The sequence below is a fragment of the Streptomyces sp. 796.1 genome (genome assembly GCF_047525675.1).
GTDB lineage: Bacteria > Actinomycetota > Actinomycetes > Streptomycetales > Streptomycetaceae > Streptomyces.
Genome location: NZ_JBLIWA010000012.1, coordinates 20000 through 40257 on the forward strand (window position 1 = coordinate 20000; position 20258 = coordinate 40257).

Annotated in this window: 15 protein-coding genes and 1 pseudogene; 10 read left to right on the top strand and 6 right to left on the bottom strand. The window is 73.2% G+C overall.

What is annotated here, in order from left to right; genetic code table 11:
- The first annotated feature begins 198 nt into the window (after positions 1-198).
- The 8 genes and pseudogenes from ACMA1D_RS10365 to ACMA1D_RS10400 all read left to right on the top strand — a co-directional run bounded on the left by ACMA1D_RS10365 (position 199) and on the right by ACMA1D_RS10400 (position 9688).
- Entirely contained in the window at positions 199-729 is a 531-nt protein-coding gene (locus tag ACMA1D_RS10365; RefSeq protein ID WP_414723585.1) for a GNAT family N-acetyltransferase, read from the top strand.
- A 167-nt stretch (positions 730-896) separates the two neighbouring features.
- Positions 897-2237: an acyl-CoA dehydrogenase family protein gene (locus ACMA1D_RS10370; protein ID WP_414723586.1), complete on the top strand. Its 1341-nt coding sequence runs from the start codon at positions 897-899 to the stop codon at positions 2235-2237.
- A gap of 74 nt (positions 2238-2311) precedes the next feature.
- On the top strand, positions 2312-3760 hold the full coding sequence (locus tag ACMA1D_RS10375; RefSeq protein ID WP_414723587.1) for an acyl-CoA dehydrogenase family protein: 1449 nt from the start codon (positions 2312-2314) through the stop codon (positions 3758-3760).
- A gap of 303 nt (positions 3761-4063) precedes the next feature.
- Positions 4064-5656, top strand: a complete 1593-nt coding sequence (locus tag ACMA1D_RS10380; RefSeq protein ID WP_414723588.1) for an ABC transporter substrate-binding protein — start codon at positions 4064-4066, stop codon at positions 5654-5656.
- A gap of 35 nt (positions 5657-5691) precedes the next feature.
- Positions 5692-6657: an ABC transporter permease gene (locus tag ACMA1D_RS10385; RefSeq protein WP_414723724.1), complete on the top strand. Its 966-nt coding sequence runs from the start codon at positions 5692-5694 to the stop codon at positions 6655-6657.
- Positions 6658-6973: 316 nt separating this feature from the next.
- Positions 6974-7828, top strand: a pseudogene (locus ACMA1D_RS10390) (ABC transporter permease); the annotation flags it as partial.
- 59 nt (positions 7829-7887) lie between these two features.
- Entirely contained in the window at positions 7888-9039 is a 1152-nt protein-coding gene (locus ACMA1D_RS10395) for an ABC transporter ATP-binding protein (RefSeq protein ID WP_414723725.1), read from the top strand.
- The gene (locus tag ACMA1D_RS10400) at positions 9032-9688 is read left to right on the top strand and encodes an ABC transporter ATP-binding protein (protein ID WP_414723589.1); all 657 of its coding nucleotides are present in this window, start codon (positions 9032-9034) and stop codon (positions 9686-9688) included. The genes ACMA1D_RS10395 and ACMA1D_RS10400 overlap by 8 nt, the downstream gene beginning before the upstream one ends.
- A gap of 153 nt (positions 9689-9841) precedes the next feature.
- Here ACMA1D_RS10400 and ACMA1D_RS10405 read toward each other — a convergent pair whose 3' ends face one another.
- The 3 genes from ACMA1D_RS10405 to ACMA1D_RS10415 all read right to left on the bottom strand — a co-directional run bounded on the left by ACMA1D_RS10405 (position 9842) and on the right by ACMA1D_RS10415 (position 14086).
- Positions 9842-11245, bottom strand: a complete 1404-nt coding sequence (locus ACMA1D_RS10405; protein WP_414723590.1) for a family 2B encapsulin nanocompartment shell protein — start codon at positions 11243-11245, stop codon at positions 9842-9844.
- A gap of 71 nt (positions 11246-11316) precedes the next feature.
- Complete coding sequence (locus tag ACMA1D_RS10410; RefSeq protein WP_414723591.1) at positions 11317-12729, bottom strand: family 2B encapsulin nanocompartment shell protein; 1413 nt, start codon at positions 12727-12729, stop codon at positions 11317-11319.
- Between the two features lie 118 nt (positions 12730-12847).
- Complete coding sequence (locus ACMA1D_RS10415; protein ID WP_414723592.1) at positions 12848-14086, bottom strand: phosphodiester glycosidase family protein; 1239 nt, start codon at positions 14084-14086, stop codon at positions 12848-12850.
- A gap of 216 nt (positions 14087-14302) precedes the next feature.
- Between ACMA1D_RS10415 and ACMA1D_RS10420 the strand changes: the two genes are divergently transcribed.
- Positions 14303-15166, top strand: a complete 864-nt coding sequence (locus ACMA1D_RS10420) for a phosphatidylinositol-specific phospholipase C/glycerophosphodiester phosphodiesterase family protein (protein ID WP_414723593.1) — start codon at positions 14303-14305, stop codon at positions 15164-15166.
- Between the two features lie 254 nt (positions 15167-15420).
- Positions 15421-15909 (top strand): N-acetyltransferase family protein, encoded by a 489-nt coding sequence (locus ACMA1D_RS10425; protein WP_414723594.1) that lies wholly within the window; start codon positions 15421-15423, stop codon positions 15907-15909.
- Between the two features lie 223 nt (positions 15910-16132).
- Here the strand turns inward: ACMA1D_RS10425 and xylB are convergent, their stop codons facing one another.
- From xylB to ACMA1D_RS10440, 3 genes are all read right to left on the bottom strand, one after another.
- Positions 16133-17575, bottom strand: coding sequence for a xylulokinase (gene xylB, locus ACMA1D_RS10430; protein WP_414723595.1), 1443 nt, complete (start codon positions 17573-17575; stop codon positions 16133-16135).
- 146 nt (positions 17576-17721) lie between these two features.
- On the bottom strand, positions 17722-18591 hold the full coding sequence (locus tag ACMA1D_RS10435; RefSeq protein ID WP_414723596.1) for a YceI family protein: 870 nt from the start codon (positions 18589-18591) through the stop codon (positions 17722-17724).
- 304 nt (positions 18592-18895) lie between these two features.
- Positions 18896-20191, bottom strand: coding sequence for an MFS transporter (locus tag ACMA1D_RS10440; protein ID WP_414723597.1), 1296 nt, complete (start codon positions 20189-20191; stop codon positions 18896-18898).
- Positions 20192-20258 lie beyond the last annotated feature (67 nt).

Below are 20258 nucleotides of genomic sequence, written 5' to 3' on the forward strand. Positions count from 1 at the left end.
GCGCACCACCGGACCACCCGTACGGGCCCCATGCCACTCTCTGCCGTGCCGCGGTCCTGCCATCCGGCTCGCCGGGGCCGCGGACCGCAGCCGTGCACGGCGCGCACCGACGACCGGACCGACCACGCACCGGCGTACCGCTCCACGCCACCGAAACATGCTGGCGGCCGGCCGGCCCCAGCCGTAGGGTCAGCCGGCATGGCCGGTAGCCAGCACGACGCGCACGCCAACCCCGAACTCGCCACCGACATGGCCGGATTGACGCTGCGGGGGCTCACGGCCGAGCACGTCGACGCCTACTACGCACTCGTCGACCGCAATCGCGAGCACCTCACCCGGCACGGCGACTACCGGGAACTGGCCGCATCGGACCGGGCGGCGGCGCACGCCGAACTCCGCAGCGACCCCCGCCCGTCGCTGCGCTGCGGCATCTTCCTCGACGGCGCACTCATCGGCCGGATCGATCTCGTGGCGGTCGATCCGCCCAAGTACGGCTTCGGGTACTGGCTCGATCGCGACGCGACCGGGCACGGCTACGCCACGACGGCCGGTCGTGCGTTGATCGCCCATGGAGCGGCCACGCTCGGTGCCACCGATGTGTTAGCCGGCGTCACCCACGGAAACGACGCGAGCAGCGCCGTGTTGACCCGCATCGGCTTCGAGGTCGCCGAGGTCTTCGCGACCTACACCCGGTATCACCGCTCCCTCGCCACCTCGCCCCGCGCGTAATCCGTCCGCCGGTTGGCGTCGTCCGTCGATCCGTAGGCGACCCATCACACCCCGAACCGCGGGCCGGCCTGTGGCCGTCAACCAGGGCCGACCGGCGGGGCGCCGGTGCGTGCGGGGGCAGGCGCGGGCGGCCGTATCGTGGGCGTCCCCGGCCTGGAGGAGGATCGATGAGCGTGGATCGCACCGCGCCCGGCGCGCCCGCCGCGGACGCACCACCCGATGCGGGCGGCGCCGCCGACGAATCAGTGACAGCCGGTCAACTTGTCAACAGAGTGGATGAGTTGCTCGCCGCGCACGATCCGGCGACCACCGCGCGGCTCGACTTCCTGCGGGCCCAGTTCGATGCCGGCCTCGCCTGGGTGCACTACCCGGTCGGGCTCGGTGGGCTCGGCGCGCCGCGCGCGCTCCAGACGCTGGTGAACGACCGGCTCACCGCGGCCGGCGCGCCCGACAACGACCCCCGGCGCATCGGCATCGGCCTCGGAATGGCCGCGCCCACCATCCTCCGCTACGGCACCGAGGAACAGAAGCGGCGCCTGCTGCGCCCGTTGTGGACCGGCGAGGAGGTGTGGTGCCAACTCTTCAGCGAACCCGGCGCCGGCTCCGACCTCGCCGCCCTCGCCACTCGGGCGGTCTTCGAGCCCGGTGCCGGTGCCAGTGCCGGTGATGGTGCGGTTGAGGATGACGGTGCCGAGGGTGGGAGCCGTGTCGACGGCTCTGACCGGGGCGGCGTCTGGCTGGTGGACGGGCAGAAGGTGTGGACCTCAAGCGCCCACCTCGCACGCTGGGCCATCCTCCTCGCCCGTACCGACCCCGACGTGCCCAAGCACCGCGGCATCAGCTACTTCATCTGCGACATGACCGACCCGGGCGTCGAGGTGCGACCGCTGCGCCAGATGACTGGGGAGGCCGAGTTCAACGAGGTGTTCCTGACCGGCGTGCGCATCCCCGACAGCCATCGCATCGGGCCCGTGGGGGAGGGGTGGCGGGTCGCGCAGACCACGCTGATGAACGAGCGGGTGGCGATCGGCGGCGGCAGCCTGCCCCGCGAGCACGGCATGATCGGCGTACTCGCCCGCACCTGGCGCGACCACCCGGAGCTGCGCACCCACGAGTTGCACCAGCGGCTGCTGCGGCTGTGGGTGGAAGCCGAGGCCGCGCGGTACGCCGGCGAACGGCTCGGGCAGCAACTGGCCGTCGGCCAACCCGGCCCCGAGGGGTCGGCGATGAAGCTCGCCTTCGCCCGGCTGAACCAGGAGATCAGCGGCCTGGAAGTGGAACTGCTCGGCGAAGCCGGGCTGGCCTACGACGACTGGTGCATGCGCCGCCCCGAACTCGTCGACTTCACCGGCCGCGAGGCCGGCTACCGCTACCTGCGAGCCAAGGGCAACTCCATCGAGGGCGGCACGTCCGAGGTGCTCCTCAACATCGTCGCCGAGCGCGTCCTCGGCCTGCCGCCCGAACCGCGTACCGACAAGGACGCCGCCTGGAAGGACCTGCCGCGATGACCAGCCGAGCCCCGAACGTGCCGGCGGCGGGCGCGCCCCGCCCACCCGGGCCGGCCGCTCCCGCCGGATCACCCATGCCTGCCGAGTCAGCCGCGCCTACGACGCCCACCGCGCCCGCCGGACCAGCCGTGCCCGCCACCCCCGCCGGGCCGGCCACCCCCACCGCGTCAGCCGCCCCGGGCCCCGGCACCGCGGCCGTGCCCGACCTGCTCTACCGCGAGCAGGAGGAAGACCTGCGGGCCGCCGTGCGCGCACTGCTCGCCGACCGCTGCCCCGCCTCGGCCGTGCTCGACCACATCGCCACGGACCGCACCCACGACGCCGACCTGTGGCGCACGCTCGCCGTCGACATCGGCGTCGCGGGGCTGCTGGTCCCCGAGGCGTACGGCGGACAGGGCGCCGGCCCGCGCGAGGCCGCCGTGGTCTTGGAGGAGCTGGGGCGCGCGGTCGCCCCCGTGCCCTACCTCACCAGTGCGGTCATCGCCACCCAAACCCTGCTGACCTGCGTCGAAGCCGTGACCACGGCGGACCGGGGCGGCGTCGCCGACGACCGCGGCACCGCACCCGAGCCGGGCGACCGGGCGGCCCCCACCGCTGCGCCCCCCGCCCATGGCCCCGTCGCCGCGCCAGCCGGGGCCGCCGCATCGGGTGACCCCACCGGGCCAGCAGCCGAACCCACCGCTCCCGACGGGGCCGTCACCCCGGCTGATCCCACCGCCCTGCTCGCCGACCTCGCCGCCGGCGAGCGCATCGCGGTCCTGACCGTGCCGCTGTCCCGGGCGCCGGGCGCAGGACAGGTGCCCTCGGTACGGGCCGCCGCCGACGCCACCCTGACCGGCGAGGTCAGCAGCGTCGCCGACGCGCTCGCCGCCGACGTGCTGTTGGTGCCCGCGCACGGCCCGGGCGGCAGCGAGCTGTACGTGGTGGAGACCGGAGGTCACGCGGCCGACCGGCTGCGCCGCGACCCCATCACCCCACTCGACCTCACCCGCCCCCTGGCCCGCATCCGCTTCGACGGCGCACCCGCCCACCGCATCGCGGGACCGGGCACCGCCGACGCGGCGATCGAGGCGGGCCTGCGGACGGGGGCCGGCCTGCTCGCCTCGGAACAGCTCGGACTGGCCGAATGGTGCCTGGCCGAGACGGTCCGCCACACGAGGGAGCGGCACCAGTTCGGCCGCCCGGTCGGCTCCTTCCAGGCGCTCAAGCACCGGATGGCCGGGCTCTGGCTCGACCTCGTATCGGCCAGGGCGGCGGCCCGCGCCGCCGCGGACGCGCTGGCCACCGGCGCCGCGGACGCCCCGATCGCGGTGGCCGTCGCCCAGGCGCACGGCGCGCGGGTGGCCGTGCACGCCGCCCACACCTGCGTCCAGCTCCACGGCGGCATCGGCATGACCTGGGAACACCCCGCCCACCTGTACCTCAAGCGGGCCAAGAGCGATGAGATCGCCCTCGGTACCCCGGGGCGCCACCAGGAGGCCCTGGCCGCCCTCGTCGACCTGCCGGCCCCGCCGACGACCTGACCGAAAGGCACCGCTGGGCCCCGCGCGCCTCGACCGGGCGCGCGGGGCCCTTCGTACGCCCGCCGACACACCAGTGCCGCCCCTGGGCGGTACCGTACGGGCGCCCGTGACCAGCCGTTTCCTGCTGGGTCGCGGTGCGTGGCCGGTGTGGCCGGCCCATCCGGCGGCGGGTCGGCTGACCGTTCTGCCGCCTTCCGTGATCGACACGGCTTTGGCTGGGAACCCCCTCTGGGCGTCCCGTTCCGCATGTTGTTTAATTGCGACCGTTTCGCAGTAACGGTTGATCTTCAACAGAGGTGGGGCATGACGGCGCGGACAACACGGACCCTGACCGCCGCCGTGACGGCGGGCGTCCTGACGGTGGGCGCGGCAGCGTGCTCCAACCCGGACGGCGGCAAGAGCGACGGACCCAAGGACGCGGCCGTCGTCGGCATCGCCTACGAGCCCGACACGCTGAGCCCGCTCCTCGGCTACGGCAAGGACGGCAACTCCAAGATCTTCGACGGGCTGCTCACGCACGACGCGAAGATGCAGCTCAAGCCGGCCCTCGCGGCCAAGTTGCCAGAGGTCTCGGGCGATGGCCTGAACTACACGTACACGCTGCGCGACGGCGTGCGCTTCAGCGACGGCGAGCCGTTCACCGCCGACGACGTGGTCTTCACCTACCGCACCATCCTCGACAAGAAGACCAACAACGCGTCCAAGACCGAACTCGACGCGATCAAGAGCATCGAGAAGAAGGACGAGAAGACGGTCGTCTTCCGCCTCAAGTACCCCTACGCGCCGTTCGCCGAGCGGACCGTGCTGCCCATCGCACCCCAGCACATCGCCGGTAAGCAGGACGTGAACACCGGCGCCTTCACCACCAAGCCGATCGGCACCGGCCCGTACCTGCTCAGCCGCTGGAGCAAGGGCGAGAAGCTCGTCTTCAAGGCCAACCCCACCTACTGGGGCGGCGAGCCGAAGATCAAGAAGTTCACGATGGCCATCATCAAGGACGACGACGTGCGCGCCACCCGGCTGCGCTCCGGCGACCTCGACGGCGCCATCCTGCCGCCCAACCTGGCCGCCACCTTCAAGAGCGACAAGGGCCTGCGCACCCTCACCGCCACCACCTACGACTACCGCAACGTGACGCTGCCCACCGGCAACCCGGTCACCGGCGACCGTGCGGTGCGCCGCGCCCTGGACATCGCAGTGGACCGCAAGGCCATGGTCGACGGCATCCTGGACGGCGCGGGCCGCGCCGCCTACGGCCCGGTGCCCACCGACAGCGAGTGGTTCACCAAGGGCACCGAGCGCCGCCACGACCTGGCCGGTGCCGAACGCATCCTGGACGAGGCGGGCTGGAAGCGCGGCAACGGCGGCATCCGTACCAAGGACGGCAAGCGCGCCTCCTTCACCCTCTGGTACCTCACCGGCGACAAGCTGCGCCAGGACCACGCCCTCGCCTACGCCTCCGACGCCAAGAAGGCCGGCATCGAGATCAAGGTCCAGTCCGGCACCTGGGAGGTCATCGAGCCGCGGATGAAGCAGGACGCGGTGCTGGCCGGCGGCGGCAGCCCGGCCGACCCGGACTTCGACCAGTACACGCTGCTCAATTCCGCACTCGCCGGCGACGGCTTCAACAACATGGCCTCCTACACCAACCGGGCCGTCGACAAGGCGCTGGACGAGGCCCGCCGCAGCGGCGACAAGGCCCAGCGCAAGGCCGCGTACGACACCATCCAGCGGGCCCTGGTCAACGACCCGGGCTACACGTTCCTCACCCACATCGACCACCTGTACGTCGTCGCCGACCGGTGGGCCCCGCTGACCACCCAGGTCGAGCCGCACGACCACGGTCTGGCCTCCGGCCCGTGGTGGAACGTCGAGGACTGGCGGCCGAAGAAGTGACGCGGACCCGGCGCCCGGGCCTGCCCTGGCTACCGATGGCACGGCTGGTCGGGCGCCGGGTGCTGTTCGCCGTACCCGTCCTGCTCTGCGTGACCTTCGGCGTCTTCGCCATCGCGGCGGCCTCACCCTTCGACCCGGTCAAGGCGTACGCCGGCACCGCGGGGCTCACCGCGTCCCAGGAGAACCTGGACCAACTGCGCGCCAACCTCGGCGCCGACGACCCGTTCGCCGTCCGCTGGTGGGACTGGCTGACCTCGGCCCTCACCGGCGACCTCGGCGACTCGACCTCACTGCGCCAGCCCGTCGCTCAGGTCATCGCCGAACGCATCGGCTGGTCCAGCCTGCTGTGCGCGGTCGCCTTCGCCGTCGCGGTGCTCGGCGGCACGGTGCTCGGGGTGCTCGCGGCCCGGCGCCGCGGTGGCCTCTACGACCGGGCGATCACGTTCCTGTGCTACACGCTGGAAGCGGCCCCGCCGTTCTGGCTCGGCCTGCTGGCCGTCTGGTTCTTCGCCCTCAAGCTCGACGCGCTGCCCGCCGGCGGCCTCACCGACACCGCCAGCGAGGTCACCACCGCCGGCCAGGTCGGCCACCACCTGATCCTGCCGGCGGCCGTGCTCGCCGTCTCACAGTTGCCCTGGTTCGTGCTGTACGTGCGCCAGGGCGTCGGCGACGCGCTGGAAGAGGACCCGGTGCGCGGCGCCCGCGCCCGCGGCCTCGGCGAACGCACCGTCCTCTTCGGCCACGCGCTGCGCTCGGGAGTGCTGCCCGTCCTCACCCTCATCGGCTCCCGCGTCCCCGAACTGATCACCGGGGCGCTGCTGATCGAGACCGTCTTCAGTTGGCCCGGCATCGCCTCGGCCACCGTCGAGGCGGCCACCAGCGTCGACTTCCCGCTGCTCGCCGCCCTCACCGTGCTGGCCACCCTGGCCGTACTGGCCGGAAACCTCCTCTCCGACCTGCTGTACGGCCTCGCCGACCCCCGGGTGGGATTCGATGGCTGACCACGCGCCGCAGACCGGGCCTGCCACAGAGCCGCAGACCGGGCCCGACACCGAGCCGCAGACCGGGCCTGCCAACGAGCCCGGCACCACGTCCGGGACCGAGCCCGGCACTGAACCCAGCACCACGTCCGGGACCGAGCCCCGGACCAAGGCCAAGACGAAGCCCGCCGCCGGCGCGACGTCCGCCGCACCGCACACCAAGGCCGCACCGCACACCAAGGCCGCGCCCACGACAACCGCACCGCACACCCACGCCGAACCGACCACGACCAGCCGCCCCGCCACCGAGCCGCCGCCGGCCGCGAGCGCCCCCCGTTGGCGCGCCTCCGCCCACGGCGCACGGCGTGGCAGCCACGCCCTACGGCTGCGCCTGAGCGCCGCCCTGGTCGCGCTCATCGTGGCCACCGTGCTGCTCGTACCGCTCTTCTTCCCGCTGGACGAGCAGGCCGTCAACCTGCCGGACAAGTTGCTCGCCCCCTCGCTCGACCATCCCTTCGGCACTGACGACGTCGGCCGTGACCTGCTGCTGCGCTGCATCTACGGGTTGCGCGTCTCGCTCCTGGTCGGCGTTGTCGCCGCGCTCGCGGCCACCGTCATCGGCACCGCCGTCGGCGCGCTCGCCGGTGCCGTCGGCGGCTGGGCGGACCGCGTGGTGATGCGGCTCGTGGACGTCTTCTCCTCGGTGCCGCACCTGCTGCTCGGCATCTTCATCGTGGCCATGTTCCGGCCCGGCGTCTGGCCCGTGGTGATCTCGGTCGCCCTCACCCACTGGCTGTCCACCGCCCGCATCGTCCGCGCTGAACTCCTGTCGCTGCGCACCCGCCCGTACGTGGAGGCCGCCATCTCCGGCGGGGCCTCCCGGCTCCGGGTCACGGCGCGCCACCTGCTGCCCGCGGTGCTGCCGCAGGCCGGGCTGGCCGCCGTGCTGATGGTGCCGCACGCCATCTGGCACGAGTCCGCGCTCTCCTTCCTCGGCCTCGGCCTGCCCAGCCACAAGGCCAGCCTGGGCGCCATGGTGCAGGGTGCACGGAGTTCGCTGCTGGCCGGCGACTGGTGGCCCACCCTCTTCCCCGGCCTGCTGATCATCATCCCCACCCTCGCCATCGCCGGCCTCGCCAGCGTCTGGCGGGACCGCATCAACCCGCGCCGCCGATCGGAGCTGACGCTGTGACAGGGCCCGACCGGCCTTCCCCGGTCCTCGCCGTCGACGGCCTCTCGGTCCGCTTCCGGATGCGCGGCGGCGGGTACGTGGCCGCCGTGTCCGACGCCACCTTCGCGCTGCACCCCGGCGAGTGCCTGGCCCTGGTCGGCGAGAGCGGCTGCGGCAAGTCCGTCCTGGCCTCCGCGCTGCTCGGGCTGCTGCCCGGCAACGCGGAGACGGCCGGCACCGCCCACCTCGCCGGCACGGCCGACGCCCCGCCCGTCGACCTCATCGCGGCCGATGAGCGCGAACTGTCCCGCACCATCCGCGGCCGACGGGTGGGCCTCGTCCCCCAGAGCCCGTCCGCCCACCTCACCGCGGTCCGCACCGTACGGGCCCAGTTGGAGGAGACGGTACGGGCGCTCACCGGGACCCGCAGGCCCAAACTGCGCCCGGCGGCGGAGGCCGCGGCCGACCGGGCCGCCTTCCCCACCGACCACCTGGACCGCTACCCGCACCAGCTCTCCGGCGGCCTGGCCCAACGCGCGGCGACCGCCCTGGCCCTGGTCGGGGACGCCGCGCTGCTCCTCGCGGACGAACCGACCACCGGCCTCGACCGCGACCTGGTGGAGCGCACGGTGGACGAACTCCGTCGCCACATCGCCGCCGGCCCACCCGGCACGAACGGGACCACGGCGCCGCCCCCCGCCACCGGGCGCGATGCAGCGGACGGCCCCGCCCCCGACGCCCCGCCCACCGCGACCGCCCCACCCGGGCCCACCGTGCGGGAGACCGCCGGATTGACGTCCGCCGCGGAGGAGGCTGCGGGGGGCCACTCCGCGCCCGCGGCCCGTGCGCTGCTCATGATCACGCACGACCTGGTCGCCGCCGAGCGCATCGCGGACCGGGTGGCGGTGATGTACGCCGGCCGCATCGTCGAGATCTCCGCCGCCCGCGACTTCTTCGGCGTGCCGGGCCCGCGGCACCCCTACGCCCGCAGGCTGCTCGACGCGCTGCCCGAGCGGTCGTTCACCCCGATCCCCGGCATGCCGCCCGAACTCGGCGACCTGCCGGCCGGCTGCGCCTTCGCCCCCCGCTGCGACCTCGCCAGCGACCTGTGCGCCACCCTCCCGGTGCTACGGGACGCAGTCGCCTGCCATCACGCCCCGCCTGCCGCCCCCGCCGCCGGGGGCCCCGCGCAGCCCACCGAACCGGACCCCGACGAGGCCCACCATGCTTGAGCTGCGCACCATCACGGCCGGCTACGAACGGCGCGCCCCGGTCGTCCGCGGCGTCTCGCTGACCCTGGCGGACGGCGAGGCCGTCGGGCTGCTCGGACCCAGCGGCTGCGGCAAGTCGACCCTGGCGCGGGTCGCGGCCCTGTTGCACCGGCCGGACGCGGGCCAGGTGGTCCTGGACGGCGAGGTCGCCCGCGGCTGGCGGCACCGCGCCCCGCGCGCCCAACGCACCGCGTACGGGGTGATCTTCCAACAGCCGCGGCTCTCGGCCGACCCCCGGCTGCGGCTCGCCGACCTGATCGCCGAGCCGCTGCGTGCCACCGGCCGTGGCGGCGAGGCGGCCGAGCGCACCGAGGCACTGGCCCACCGGGTCGGGCTCGGCCCCGACCTCCTCGCCCGCCGCCCGCACGAGGTCAGCGACGGCCAGTTGCAGCGCGCCTGCCTCGCCCGCGCACTCGCCCTGCGCCCCCGCTGGCTGGTCTGCGACGAGATGACCGCCATGCTGGACGCCTCCACGACGGCTGCGCTGGTGCACGTGGTGCAGGAGTACCGGCGCGAGAGCGGCGCGGGGCTGCTCGCCGTCGGGCACGACCGTACGCTGCTCACCCGCTGGTGCGACCGCACGGTGAGCTGGTCCGAGCTGACGGGCTGACAGCCTGGGGTTGCGGGGTTGCGGGGTTGCGGGGGTTGCCCGTGCCGCGTACGGGAACGGCAGCGGGGCCCGGAGCGCGTTGCCCCGGGCCCCACCACACCTCACCGTGAGCGCCGGCCACTGTGGCCGGAGGCTACGGGCGGTGTGACCGACTCAGCGGTCGATCTCCACGTCCTCCAGGACACCGAGCGCGTCCGGAACCAGCACGGCCGCCGAGTAGTAGGCGCTGACCAGGTACGACGAGACGGCCTGCTCGTTGATGCCCATGAAGCGGACATTGAGGCTGGGCTGGTACTCGTCGGGGATGCCGGTCTGGTGCAGGCCGACGACGCCCTGGTCCGCCTCGCCGGTGCGCATGGCGAGGATCGAGCTGGTGCCGGTGCTGCTGATCGGAATCTTGTTGCAGGGCAGCAGCGGCACGCCGCGCCAGGCACGCACGGTGGAACCCAGCACCTCGGTGCCCTGCGGGTACAGCCCGCGGCTGTTGCACTCCCGACCGAACGCGGCGATCGTGCGCGGGTGCGCCAGCAGGTACTGCGTCTTGCGGCGCCGGGCCAGGAGCTCGTCCAGGTCGTCGGGGGTGGGCGGGCCGCTGCGGGTGTGGATGCGCTGGCTGAGGTCCGCGTTGTGGAGCAGGCCGAACTCGCGGTTGTTGATCATTTCGTGCTCTTGGCGTTCGCGGAGTGCTTCGACGGTGAGTCGGAGCTGCTCCTCGACCTGGTTCATGGGCTCGTTGTAGAGGTCGGCGACGCGGGTGTGGACCCGGAGCACCGTCTGCGCGACGCTCAACTCGTACTCGCGGGGCGAGAGTTCGTAGTCGACGAAGGTGCCGTCGAGCACCGGCTCACCCACGTGCCCCGAGGACACCGCGATGTCGGCCTCGCCCCGCCGGTTGGTGGGCAGGTCGGGCTGGTTCGCGAAGCCTTCGGTGTGCGCGGTCAGCGACGGGTGGCGGTCGGCCACCGTCTGGAACGCCTGCCGGGGCAGCGTCAGCACGGTGCACCGGGTGACGGCCTTGACCGTGTACTCCCACACGCCGTCCTGCTCCAGCGGCGTGCGCTCACCGAAGTAGTCGCCGTCGGCGAGCACGCCGAGCACGGTCTCGTCGCCGTACTTGCCGGTGCCGATCTTGTTGAGCTTGCCGTGGGCGATCAGCACGATCCGGTCCGCGCTCTGGCCCGCCTCGACCAGCACGCTGCCCGCGTCGTACTCCTGCTGCTCGAAGGCACCGGCCAGCGCCTCAAGCGCCGGGGTGTCCGAGAAGCCCCGCAGCAGGGGCAGCTCGCCGAGCTCCGGCGGGATCACCCGGACCTCGGCGCCGGTCGAGATGAACTCGACCCGGCCGTCGCCGACCGTGTACGTCAGTCGCCGGTTGACCCGGTAGGTGCCCGCCTGCACCTGCACGAAGGGCAGCACCCGCAGCAGCCACCGCGTCGAGATGCCCTGCATCTGCGGGGTGGTCTTCGTGGTGGTGGCCAGATTGCGTGCAGCCGCCGTGCCCAGGCTGAGCTGCTGCTGTGCGCCTGCGACCGCGCCGGGGTCCGCGGAAGTCGTCATCGTTCTTGCAACCTTTCTTTAAGGTCTTGCGATGTGCTGGGTGACCGCTGGAAATATTGCGGTCGTCGGGCTCAGCGGCCGATTTCTACGTCTTCGAGAACGCCGAGCGCGTCGGGCACGAGTACCGCGGCTGAGTGATAGGCGCTGACGAGGTACGAAATGATGGCTTGCTCGCTGATTCCCATGAAGCGGACAGAAAGTCCTGGCTGGAATTCGTCGGGCAGCGCGGTGGGCCGGAGGCCGACCACACCCTGGTTTTCTTGACCCGTACGCATCACGAGAATCGAAGTGGTGCCCGCGTCGCTGACCGGAATCTTGTTGCAGGGCAGTACCGGCACGCCGCGCCAGGCCGGCACCGCGTGACCGTTGTAGTCGATGCTCTGCGGGTAGATGCCGTGCGCATTGAACTGCCGTGCCATGGCGGCGATGGCCCGCGGGTGGGCGAGGATGACGCCGGGGTCCTTCCACACCGTGGCCAGGAGGTCGTCCAGGTCGTCGGGGGTGGGCGGGCCGCTGCGGGTGTGGATGCGCTGGCTGAGGTCCGCGTTGTGGAGCAGGCCGAATTCGCGGTTGTTGACGAGCTCGTGCTCTTGGCGTTCGCGGAGTGCTTCGACGGTGAGTCGGAGCTGCTCCTCGACCTGGTTCATGGGCTCGTTGTAGAGGTCGGCGACGCGGGTGTGGACCCGGAGCACCGTCTGCGCAACGCTCAACTCGTACTCGCGGGGGGCGAGATCGTAGTCGACGAAGGTGCCGTCGAGCACCGGCTCACCCACGTGCCCCGCGGACACCGCGACCTCGGCCTCGCCCTGCGCGTTGCGCGGACGCTGACCCTCGCTCAGGAACCGCTCGATGTGCGCGCTGAGCTCCGCGTCACCATCGGCAACCTGCTGGAACTCCGCGCGGCTCAGGGTGAGGATGGTGCCGCTGGTCAGCGCCTTGAGCGTGAACGACCAGGTCTGCTCGTCGCCCACCAGCGCGTCGGAGCCGAGGTGCTCCCCGTCGGCGACCGTGCCGAGCGCGGTCTCGTCCCCGTACTTGCCGGTGCCGGTCTTGGCGAGCTTGCCGTGCGCGACCAGCACCACCTGGTCGGCCGGCTGCCCGGCCTCCACCAGGACCTCGCCCGGAGTGAAGTCCCGCTGGGTGAAGCGGTCGGCGAGGGCGGTGAGAACGGCCTCGGCGGTGACGTCACGCAGCAGCGGGAGTTCCCGCAACTCCGGTGGAATGACCCGGACTTCGGAACCCGTGCTGGAGAAGGTGACCCGGCCGTCACCAACGGTGTAGCTCAGTCGGCGGTTCACCCGATAGGCGCCGCTCGACACCGGAATCCAGGGCAGTACGCGCAGCAACCACCGCGAGGTGATTCCCTGCATCTGCGGAACGGTCTTGGTCGTCGTGGCGAGTTGTCGAGCGGCGCTCGTGCTGAGGCTCAACTGCGCTTGCTGACCCGCCGAATCGGCCGAACTCGATTCCACTGACGTCGTCATGCGATTGTTCACCTAACCCCGAAACGGACATGCGGGAAGATCACCCCCGCGACGATCTGAAGGTATCAGTGGATTTTGTGATCAGCATTCACTCGAACGAGTGGCATAAAGCTATGAGTTAAATCGCGGTAAATACTCCGATCCCGTTGGGCACGGGGCGTTCCGCGCCACCTGACGGGTTGTTACGCACCGTTGGCCCGGGCGTGCCAGGCTCCTGCGTCACCATCGTCGACGAGCCGCCGCCGTCGAGGTTCACCGCATCGTCCGCACCGAGCCGCAGCATGAGGTCCGCCAACTCCGCGATGGACAACCCGCTGCGGTATTCCGGGCGGCCGTCGAGCGAGAGCAGGTAGACACGGTGCCCGCGGGCGCCGATGCCGGCCGCCGAGCGGACCGCCGCGGTGCCCGTGTCGAGCCCCGCCAGCGGCTGCCGGTCACGGGCGATGGGGAAGCCGCCGACCGCGAAGGTGAGCCGGCCTGGCCGGGAGGCCGCGAGCTGGTGGCGGACCGTCACCCGGTCACCCACCCGGAGCGCCCGCAGCGCCGTCGCGCCCGCCTCGCGCCCCACCAACACCACCGAGTCGGCGGCCACCTGCCCGCGCCCCGGCGTCGTCGTCACCGCACTCACCCGGCCTCTGCGCACCGTCACCTCGTACGTCTGCGTACTGCACGGCGCCGCCCGGTCGGTGTCGGAACCACAGGTCGCACGGACCCGCGAGGTCGGGCCCCACGCCGCGTCGAAGGCGCCGATGCCGTTCTCCGCCAGGGCGTACTGGTTGAGCCCGCGCAGCGCCAGCGTGCCGCGCGGAGTGCGCACCGTGCCGCTCAGGTGCAGCCGGTCAAGGCGTGCGGTGTGGTCGGCACCCACCGCGATGACGTCCTCGGTCTCGGTGCCGGTCGGCAGCTTCGGGCCGAACCGCTGGGCCCGCGGGACCGCGCCCTTGAGCCGGTGCCCCGCCGCGATGGCCGGCCCGACCGGGGCGCCGGTCGCCTCCACGCCCGGGTGCTGGGTCTCGGTGATGTTGAAGAAGTCGCCGTTGACCGCGGCCACCGCACCCCGCCGGCCGGCCAGTTGGGACAGCGGCGCGCGCGCCCCGACGGCCCCCGGATGGACCAGGTCAAGACCGAGCCCCGGGGTGCGCAGGTCGATCGTGACCAGGTGCCCGTAGGCGGTGCCGTGCGCGGAGGGCACCGAGAACTCCCGGTACTCCACCCCGGGCGCCAGGCCCGTGCGCTCGGTGAACCGCGGCGCCCGGTCGACCGCGTCCGCCGCCGGCGCCGTCACCAGGCCGCCGCCCACCAGGGCCAGCCAAGCCACCGCCACACCCAGTGCCGCCCGTGCACCGCTCACCCTCATGCCCACGGCTCCTCCACCTCTCGCCTCGGCCGCCGAATTGCTGCCCCAGGCTTCCCCGGGACGCGCCGTGACCACCCGGAACGTCAGGGAAATGGCTGACGACCACCTGCGGAACTCTCCGCGCGTCCCTGCCCCGGGGCCGCGCCTGGCCCGATACTCACTGGCGTCCGTCGTGCACGCCCGGCCCCACGCCGGGACGAGAACCGGGAGGCCCCCATGGTCCACAGCACCCGCAGAGCCTTCGTCGTCACCGTCGGCGCAGCCCTGGCCGGCGGCGTCGCCGCCCCCGCGTACGCCAACGCGCGCGGCGGCCACCCCGGCGACTGGGGCAAGCCCCCGCTGCGCCAGGCCCACGCCCACAACGACTACGAGCACACCCGCCCGCTGTACGACGCGCTCGCGCACGGCTTCTCCAGCGTCGAGGCCGACATCTGGCTGGTGGACGGTCAGCTCCTGGTCGCGCACGACGAGGCGGACCTCGACCCGACGCGCACCCTGGAGCGGCTGTACCTGGACCCGCTGCTGCGCCGGGTGCGGGCCAACGGCGGGCGGGTCTACCGGGGCCACCGGCTCTCGCTGCAACTGCTCATCGACATCAAGAACCAGGGCGACGCCACCTACCGGGTGCTCTCCCGGCACCTGCACCGCTACCGCTCGATGCTCAGCTTCGCCGCCGGCGGCCGGGTCTTCGAAGGCGCGGTCACCCCGGTCATCTCCGGCGACCGGGCGGCGCGGCCGGCGATGGAGGCCGAGCGGGTCAGGCACGCCTTCTACGACGGCCGACTCGAAGATCTGAACAGTGGGGTGCCCGCCTCCTTCATCCCGCTGATCAGCAGCAACTGGTCGCAGAGCTTCACCTGGCAGGGCGTGGGGGAGATGCCGGCCGCGGAGCGGGCCCGGCTGCGGCAGATCGTGGACACCGCCCACGCGCAGCGGCAGCGGGTGCGCTTCTGGGCCACCCCCGACCTGCCGGGCCCGGCCCGCGACGCCGTGTGGCGCGAGCAGCGCGCCGCGGGCGTCGACCACCTCAACACGGACGACCTGGCCGGGCTTGAGGCGTTCTTGCGCAACAAGCGGTGATGCGGATGCGGCCGGCCGGGCCGTTGGTGACCGCCATCGCGGCGCGTCACCCGGCCGGGCCGGCGGCCACCGGTCCCACGCCCGAGCGGCGGCCGGCCCCTCGGCCGATGGGTGACCGTCGACCGGTCTGGCGTCCGGCGCTCTGCGGGCGCGGTCAGCAGGGGCGGCGGCTGGAGCATAGGTGCCCCGCCCCGAAGTGGGCGCCGAGGGAAATTGGCTGGCGCGACCCGGTGGCATCGGCAAGGCTGACCGCCATGCACATCAACGTTGCCACCCCGGACGACTGGCCCGCCATCTGGCCGTTCCTCCGTGAGATCGTCGCCGCAGGCGAGACGTACACCTTCCCCCGAGACCTGGACGAGGACCTCGCACGCGAGATCTGGATGCTGGCGCCGCCTCGTCGCACCGTGGTCGCCGTGGACGACGACGGCACCGTGCTGGGCACCGCGAAGATGAACCCCAACCACATGGGCCCCGCCGCACACATCGCCAGCGCCAGCTTCATGGTCGATCCGCAGTACGCGGGGCGCGGCGTGGGCCGTGCGCTCGGCGAGTACGCCCTGGATTGGGCGCGCTCGGCCGGCTTCCGCGCGATGCAGTTCAACGCGGTGGTGGAGACCAACACCCGGGCGGTCGGCCTGTGGCGCTCGCTCGGCTTCGAGATCATCGGCACCCTGCCGGAAGGCTTCCAGCACCCCACCGAAGGTTACGTCGGCCTGCACATCATGCACCGCCGCCTCTGACCTGCCACGATGCCCGCCGCGGTGGCGACTGTGGCCGACCCCGGCGGGCCCGTACGCCTGGTGACGGCAGCCCGGGCACCCGGCTCCGTACGACCCGTACGCGTCGGGCCCGGGCGGCGCGCACCGGCCAGGTGCACCCTTCGATGGGCTTAAGCCGCCCGGAACCCCGGCGGCACAGCCGCCCCGAACACCGGTGGCTCAACCCATGCCCGGCCCGGTCGACTCAGCCCGGCCCGAGCAGTGCGCCCGCCCCGCTGAGCGTGCTCGCGATCCGCTCCACCGCTGCCTCATCGCGCGGCACGGCCGGGTACGCGGGCCCGTCCGCCGTTGCCCAGCGGCGGGCCACCGCGCCCGGGTCCTCGCCGAGCAGCAGGCCGGTCGCCTGCGCGGCGGCGCCGAGCGCCACCAGGTCCCGTGCGCGGGGCACGCGCACCGGCCGCCCGCTGAGCCGCTGGATGGTGGTGCGCCAGGCGGTGCCCTGGGCGCCGCCGCCGATCAACAGCAGCGGCGTCTGCGGGTCGTCGTCCCCGCCGAGCACCGTCTGCAACGCCGTGAGCAGGGCGTACACCGCCCCGTCGTAGGCGCCCTGGAGCACCTGACCCGCGGTCGTGTCGTGGCGCAGGCCGTGCACCAGGCCGGTGGCCTCGGGCAGGTTCGGGGTGCGCTCGCCGTCCAGGAAGGGCAGCACGCTGACGGTGCCGCCCGGCTCCACCGCCTCGCGGTCCCGGCCGAGCAGCGTCGCGAACCGGTCGACGGCCAACGTGCAGTTGAGCGTGCAGGCCAGCGGCAGCCAGTCGGCGCGCGCGTCGGCGAAGCCCGCTACGGTCCCGGTCGGATCGGTGGGGCGGCGTGCGGAGACGGCGTAGACGGTGCCCGATGTGCCGAGGCTGACGACGGGTTGGGCCCTTTCGAGCCCCAGGCCGAGCGCCGCCGCCATGTTGTCGCCGGTGCCGGTCGCGACCAGTACCCCGGGGGAGAGCGGCAGTTCGGGCAGTGCGCGTACGGTGCCGGCCGCCTCGCCGGGCCTGAGGACCGTCGGCAGCAGCGCGGCGTCCAACCCCACATGGGTCAGGACCGCGTCGTCGTAACCCTGGCTCGCCGAGGCCCACCAGCCGGTGCCCGACGCGTCCCCACGGTCGGTCACGGCCCGGCCGGTCAGCCGCTCGGTGAGGTAGTCGTGCGGCAGCCGCACCGCCCGGGTCGCGCGGACCGCGGCCGGCTCGTGCTCCCGCAACCAGGCCCACTTGGTGACCGTGAAGGACGGCGCCGGCACGCTGCCCAGCCGCGTCGCCCACGTCGTGGGGCCGCCCAACTCCTCGATGAGCAGGTTGCGTTGGGGAGCCGAGCGGACGTCGTTCCACAGCAGCGCCGGGCGTACCGGCTCGCCCTCCGCGTCCAGCGTCACCAGACCGTGCTGCTGGGCGCAGACGGAGATCGCCGCGGCCTGGCGGGCGTGGTCACCGAGTTGTTCGAGCGCCACGCACAGCGCCGTCCACCACCGGCGCGGATCGCTCTCCTTGGCCGGGCCCGTACTGACGGCGTGGGGCGCCCGGCCACGGGCGAGCACCGTGCCGGTCGCCGCGTCGACCGCGAGCACCTTGGTGGACTGCGTCGAACTGTCCACCCCGATGACCACGGGTCCTTCGGGTACGGCGGTCACGGTCATGCGCCCTCCTCCGACTGGTGCCGCGGCGACTCCTGTGGATGATCGTCAGCATGGTATCCACCGGGGTGACCGGCACCGGCCACCGCGGTCAACGGGCGCTGCTGCGAAGGCCGTTGACCGCGGCGGAGGGCTGCTCGCGGGGTTGCTCAGTCCTGCGGGACGGCCTGGATGTCGAGCTCGACCCGGATGGTCGCGCCGACCACGGCGATGCCCCGGGAGAGCATGGTGCGCCAGTCGAGGGTGAAGTCCTCGCGGTGCAGTTCGGCCACCGCGCTACAGGCGGCCCGGGTCTCGCCACCGATGCCGGTACCGAGCCCCAGGTAGCGGGTGTCCAGGGCGATGCTGCGGCTGACGCCGTGCAGGTTCAGGGCGCCCTGGATCGACCAGCGCGAGCCGCCGCGGTGGACGAACCGGTCGCTGACGAAGTGCATGTAGGGGTAGGCGGCGACGTCAAGGAACTCCGCGGAGCGCAGGTGGTCGTCGCGCTGGCGGACGTTGGTGTCGATGCTCGCGGTGTTGATCGCCACCTCCACCCGGGACTCCTCCATGGTCTTGCCGATCACCATGGTCCCCTCGAACTGGTTGAACCGGCCGTGCACCGCCGCCAGCCCGATGTGCCGGGCGACGAAGCGCACCGCACTGTGGTCGGGGTCGATCCGCCACACGCCGGGCTCGGGAAGCGCGGGCTGCGGTGCGAGGTCCATGGCGACCGGCTCCACGGTGGTGTGCGCGCCGTCGGTGGCCTCGCAGTCCCGCCGCACCGGCTGGTAGCCCTCGGAGGTGATCGCCAGGCCGTACGAACCGGGGCGGACGGTGGTGGCGAAGCGGCCGTTCGGATCGGTCTGCCCCCGGACCACCTCGCGGCCGTCGGCGTCGCGTACGGAGACCTCGGCGCGGTGCATCGGCAGCCGTACGGGGTCGAGCACCAGACATTCCAGCGCCCCGGAGCCGGGCGGCAGGGGGGTGGCCTCCCTCCCCGTGGCGCGATGACGGCGGCGGAGCAGGGCGAATGCCATTCCCTGGCCTTTCTGAAGACGTACGTAGTTGAAGGCGATAACACCCCATTGTGTCATCAACGCGAGTAATACCGTGCAAGTGGTGATCACATCTGCGCAGTGGTCGAAACCGAAGAGGTTCGAGGGTAGCGGACTTGCGAATTCCACTTGCCCGGTGGCTGTACGTGTGGGGTGGTCCGTGTGGGGGTGCGGCGGCGCGTACGGCCGCGGAGGGCGGGCGTGGTGGTCCGCGGCGTGCTCGGCCCGCTCCGCGTCCGACGCTCCGGGGCCGTCTCACTCAGCCGTACGTGCTCGCCGTACGCGCTCAGCGTGCGCATCCGGCGTCCCGCTCGGCCTCAGGAGTGGTGGGCCGCGCGCCCCACTCTCGGCCGGTCGGTGGCCGATGGCCGCCCCCGGTCGCGGTCCTGGTGCCGGCCCGCCAGGTCCACAGCGCGCCGCCGACGGCGGCCAGCACCTGGGCGAGACCGGTGGCCACCAGGACGGGACCGACCCCGACCCACCCGATGAGCGCGCCGCCGACGAGCAGGCCGAGCGAGGACCCGCCCGAGTGCAACACCGTCTCCAACGTGAACGCCGCCCGCCGTTCGGCTCCGCTGGTCTCCTCGCTGATCAGGGTGTTCAGGGCCGCGATGCCCCAGGGGGCAGCCGCACCGGCCACCGCCGCCAGCGCGCAGATGCCCGCCACGCCCGGCGCGACCGCGGGAAGCAGCGCGAACGCCGCCCCGAGCACGATCCAGGAGAACACCATCAGCGGTATCCGCGGCAAGCGGTCGATGACCAGCGGGACCAGCAGCGACACCAGCACGGAGGCCGCCCCGTACCCGCTCATCCCGGCGGCGATCAGCGCCCCGGGCCGGCCGTGCTCGACGCCTAGGACGGCCAGGCCCAGCGTGAACCCGAACCAGCACAGCCCGCCGACCCCGGCCATCAGGACCCCCGCGGCGATCTGCGGGCGCGAGCGCGCCACGTCGCGGACGGAGACCCCCGCGGCCGGTTCGTCCGCCGCCGCCCGTTCGGGCCGCCGCGCCGCGGGCACCGCGAGCATCGCCCCGGCCGCCAGCGCGACCACGAGGCTCTCGCACCACAGCAGGGGCCGCGCGCCCCACGCCACCACGAGCCAGGCCCCGGCGGGTGGCGCGAAGATCATCGATACCCGGTGGGCCAGGTCCTGCCAGGCCAACCAGCGGCCCGGCCCCGCCCGGCCGCCCTCGGCCACGTACCCGTCGGCGAGGTCGGCGACCAGCGCCCGCTGCGCCGGGCCGACGAGCGCGCCCGCCGACCCGGTCACCAGCCCCGAGACGCACAGCGCAACCGCGTCGATCCGGCCGGCCAGGGCCGCCACCGGTACGACGGCGAGTCCCACGGCGTGCACGGCCAGCACCGCCGCCAGGGCCCGGCCCGAGGTCAGCCGGTCCCGCAGCCCCCGGCCCCACCAGCCCACCGTCACCAGGGGCAGCCCGGCCGCCCCGCCCACCAACCCGGTCGCCCAGGCCCCACCCGTCTCGGCCAGGGCGACCAGCGGCAGGGCGACCGCGGTCATCCGGGTCCCGACCCAGGTCACGAACGTGATCGCCGTCAACAGCAATAGCGGTCTCCTCATGCGCTCGATCCTGCTCGGGCCGCATCACCGCAGGTAGGGAGTGGTTGACGAGCCCTACTCATACACT

Bases quoted from the DNA above. Each gene is read 5' to 3' on its own strand.
- ACMA1D_RS10435 (WP_414723596.1), bottom strand. From the start codon at position 18,591: ATGGCATTCGCCCTGCTCCGCCGCCGTCATCGCGCCACGGGGAGGGAG.
- ACMA1D_RS10410 (WP_414723591.1), bottom strand. From the start codon at position 12,729: ATGACGACGTCAGTGGAATCGAGTTCGGCCGATTCGGCGGGTCAGCAA.
- ACMA1D_RS10395 (WP_414723725.1), top strand. From the start codon at position 7,888: ATGCGCGGCGGCGGGTACGTGGCCGCCGTGTCCGACGCCACCTTCGCG.
- ACMA1D_RS10425 (WP_414723594.1), top strand. From the start codon at position 15,421: ATGCACATCAACGTTGCCACCCCGGACGACTGGCCCGCCATCTGGCCG.
- ACMA1D_RS10370 (WP_414723586.1), top strand. From the start codon at position 897: ATGAGCGTGGATCGCACCGCGCCCGGCGCGCCCGCCGCGGACGCACCA.
- ACMA1D_RS10400 (WP_414723589.1), top strand. From the start codon at position 9,032: ATGCTTGAGCTGCGCACCATCACGGCCGGCTACGAACGGCGCGCCCCG.
- ACMA1D_RS10415 (WP_414723592.1), bottom strand. From the start codon at position 14,086: ATGAGGGTGAGCGGTGCACGGGCGGCACTGGGTGTGGCGGTGGCTTGG.
- ACMA1D_RS10365 (WP_414723585.1), top strand. From the start codon at position 199: ATGGCCGGTAGCCAGCACGACGCGCACGCCAACCCCGAACTCGCCACC.
- ACMA1D_RS10405 (WP_414723590.1), bottom strand. From the start codon at position 11,245: ATGACGACTTCCGCGGACCCCGGCGCGGTCGCAGGCGCACAGCAGCAG.
- ACMA1D_RS10380 (WP_414723588.1), top strand. From the start codon at position 4,064: ATGACGGCGCGGACAACACGGACCCTGACCGCCGCCGTGACGGCGGGC.
- ACMA1D_RS10420 (WP_414723593.1), top strand. From the start codon at position 14,303: ATGGTCCACAGCACCCGCAGAGCCTTCGTCGTCACCGTCGGCGCAGCC.
- ACMA1D_RS10375 (WP_414723587.1), top strand. From the start codon at position 2,312: ATGCCTGCCGAGTCAGCCGCGCCTACGACGCCCACCGCGCCCGCCGGA.
- ACMA1D_RS10385 (WP_414723724.1), top strand. From the start codon at position 5,692: ATGGCACGGCTGGTCGGGCGCCGGGTGCTGTTCGCCGTACCCGTCCTG.
- xylB (WP_414723595.1), bottom strand. From the start codon at position 17,575: ATGACCGTGACCGCCGTACCCGAAGGACCCGTGGTCATCGGGGTGGAC.
- ACMA1D_RS10440 (WP_414723597.1), bottom strand. From the start codon at position 20,191: ATGAGGAGACCGCTATTGCTGTTGACGGCGATCACGTTCGTGACCTGG.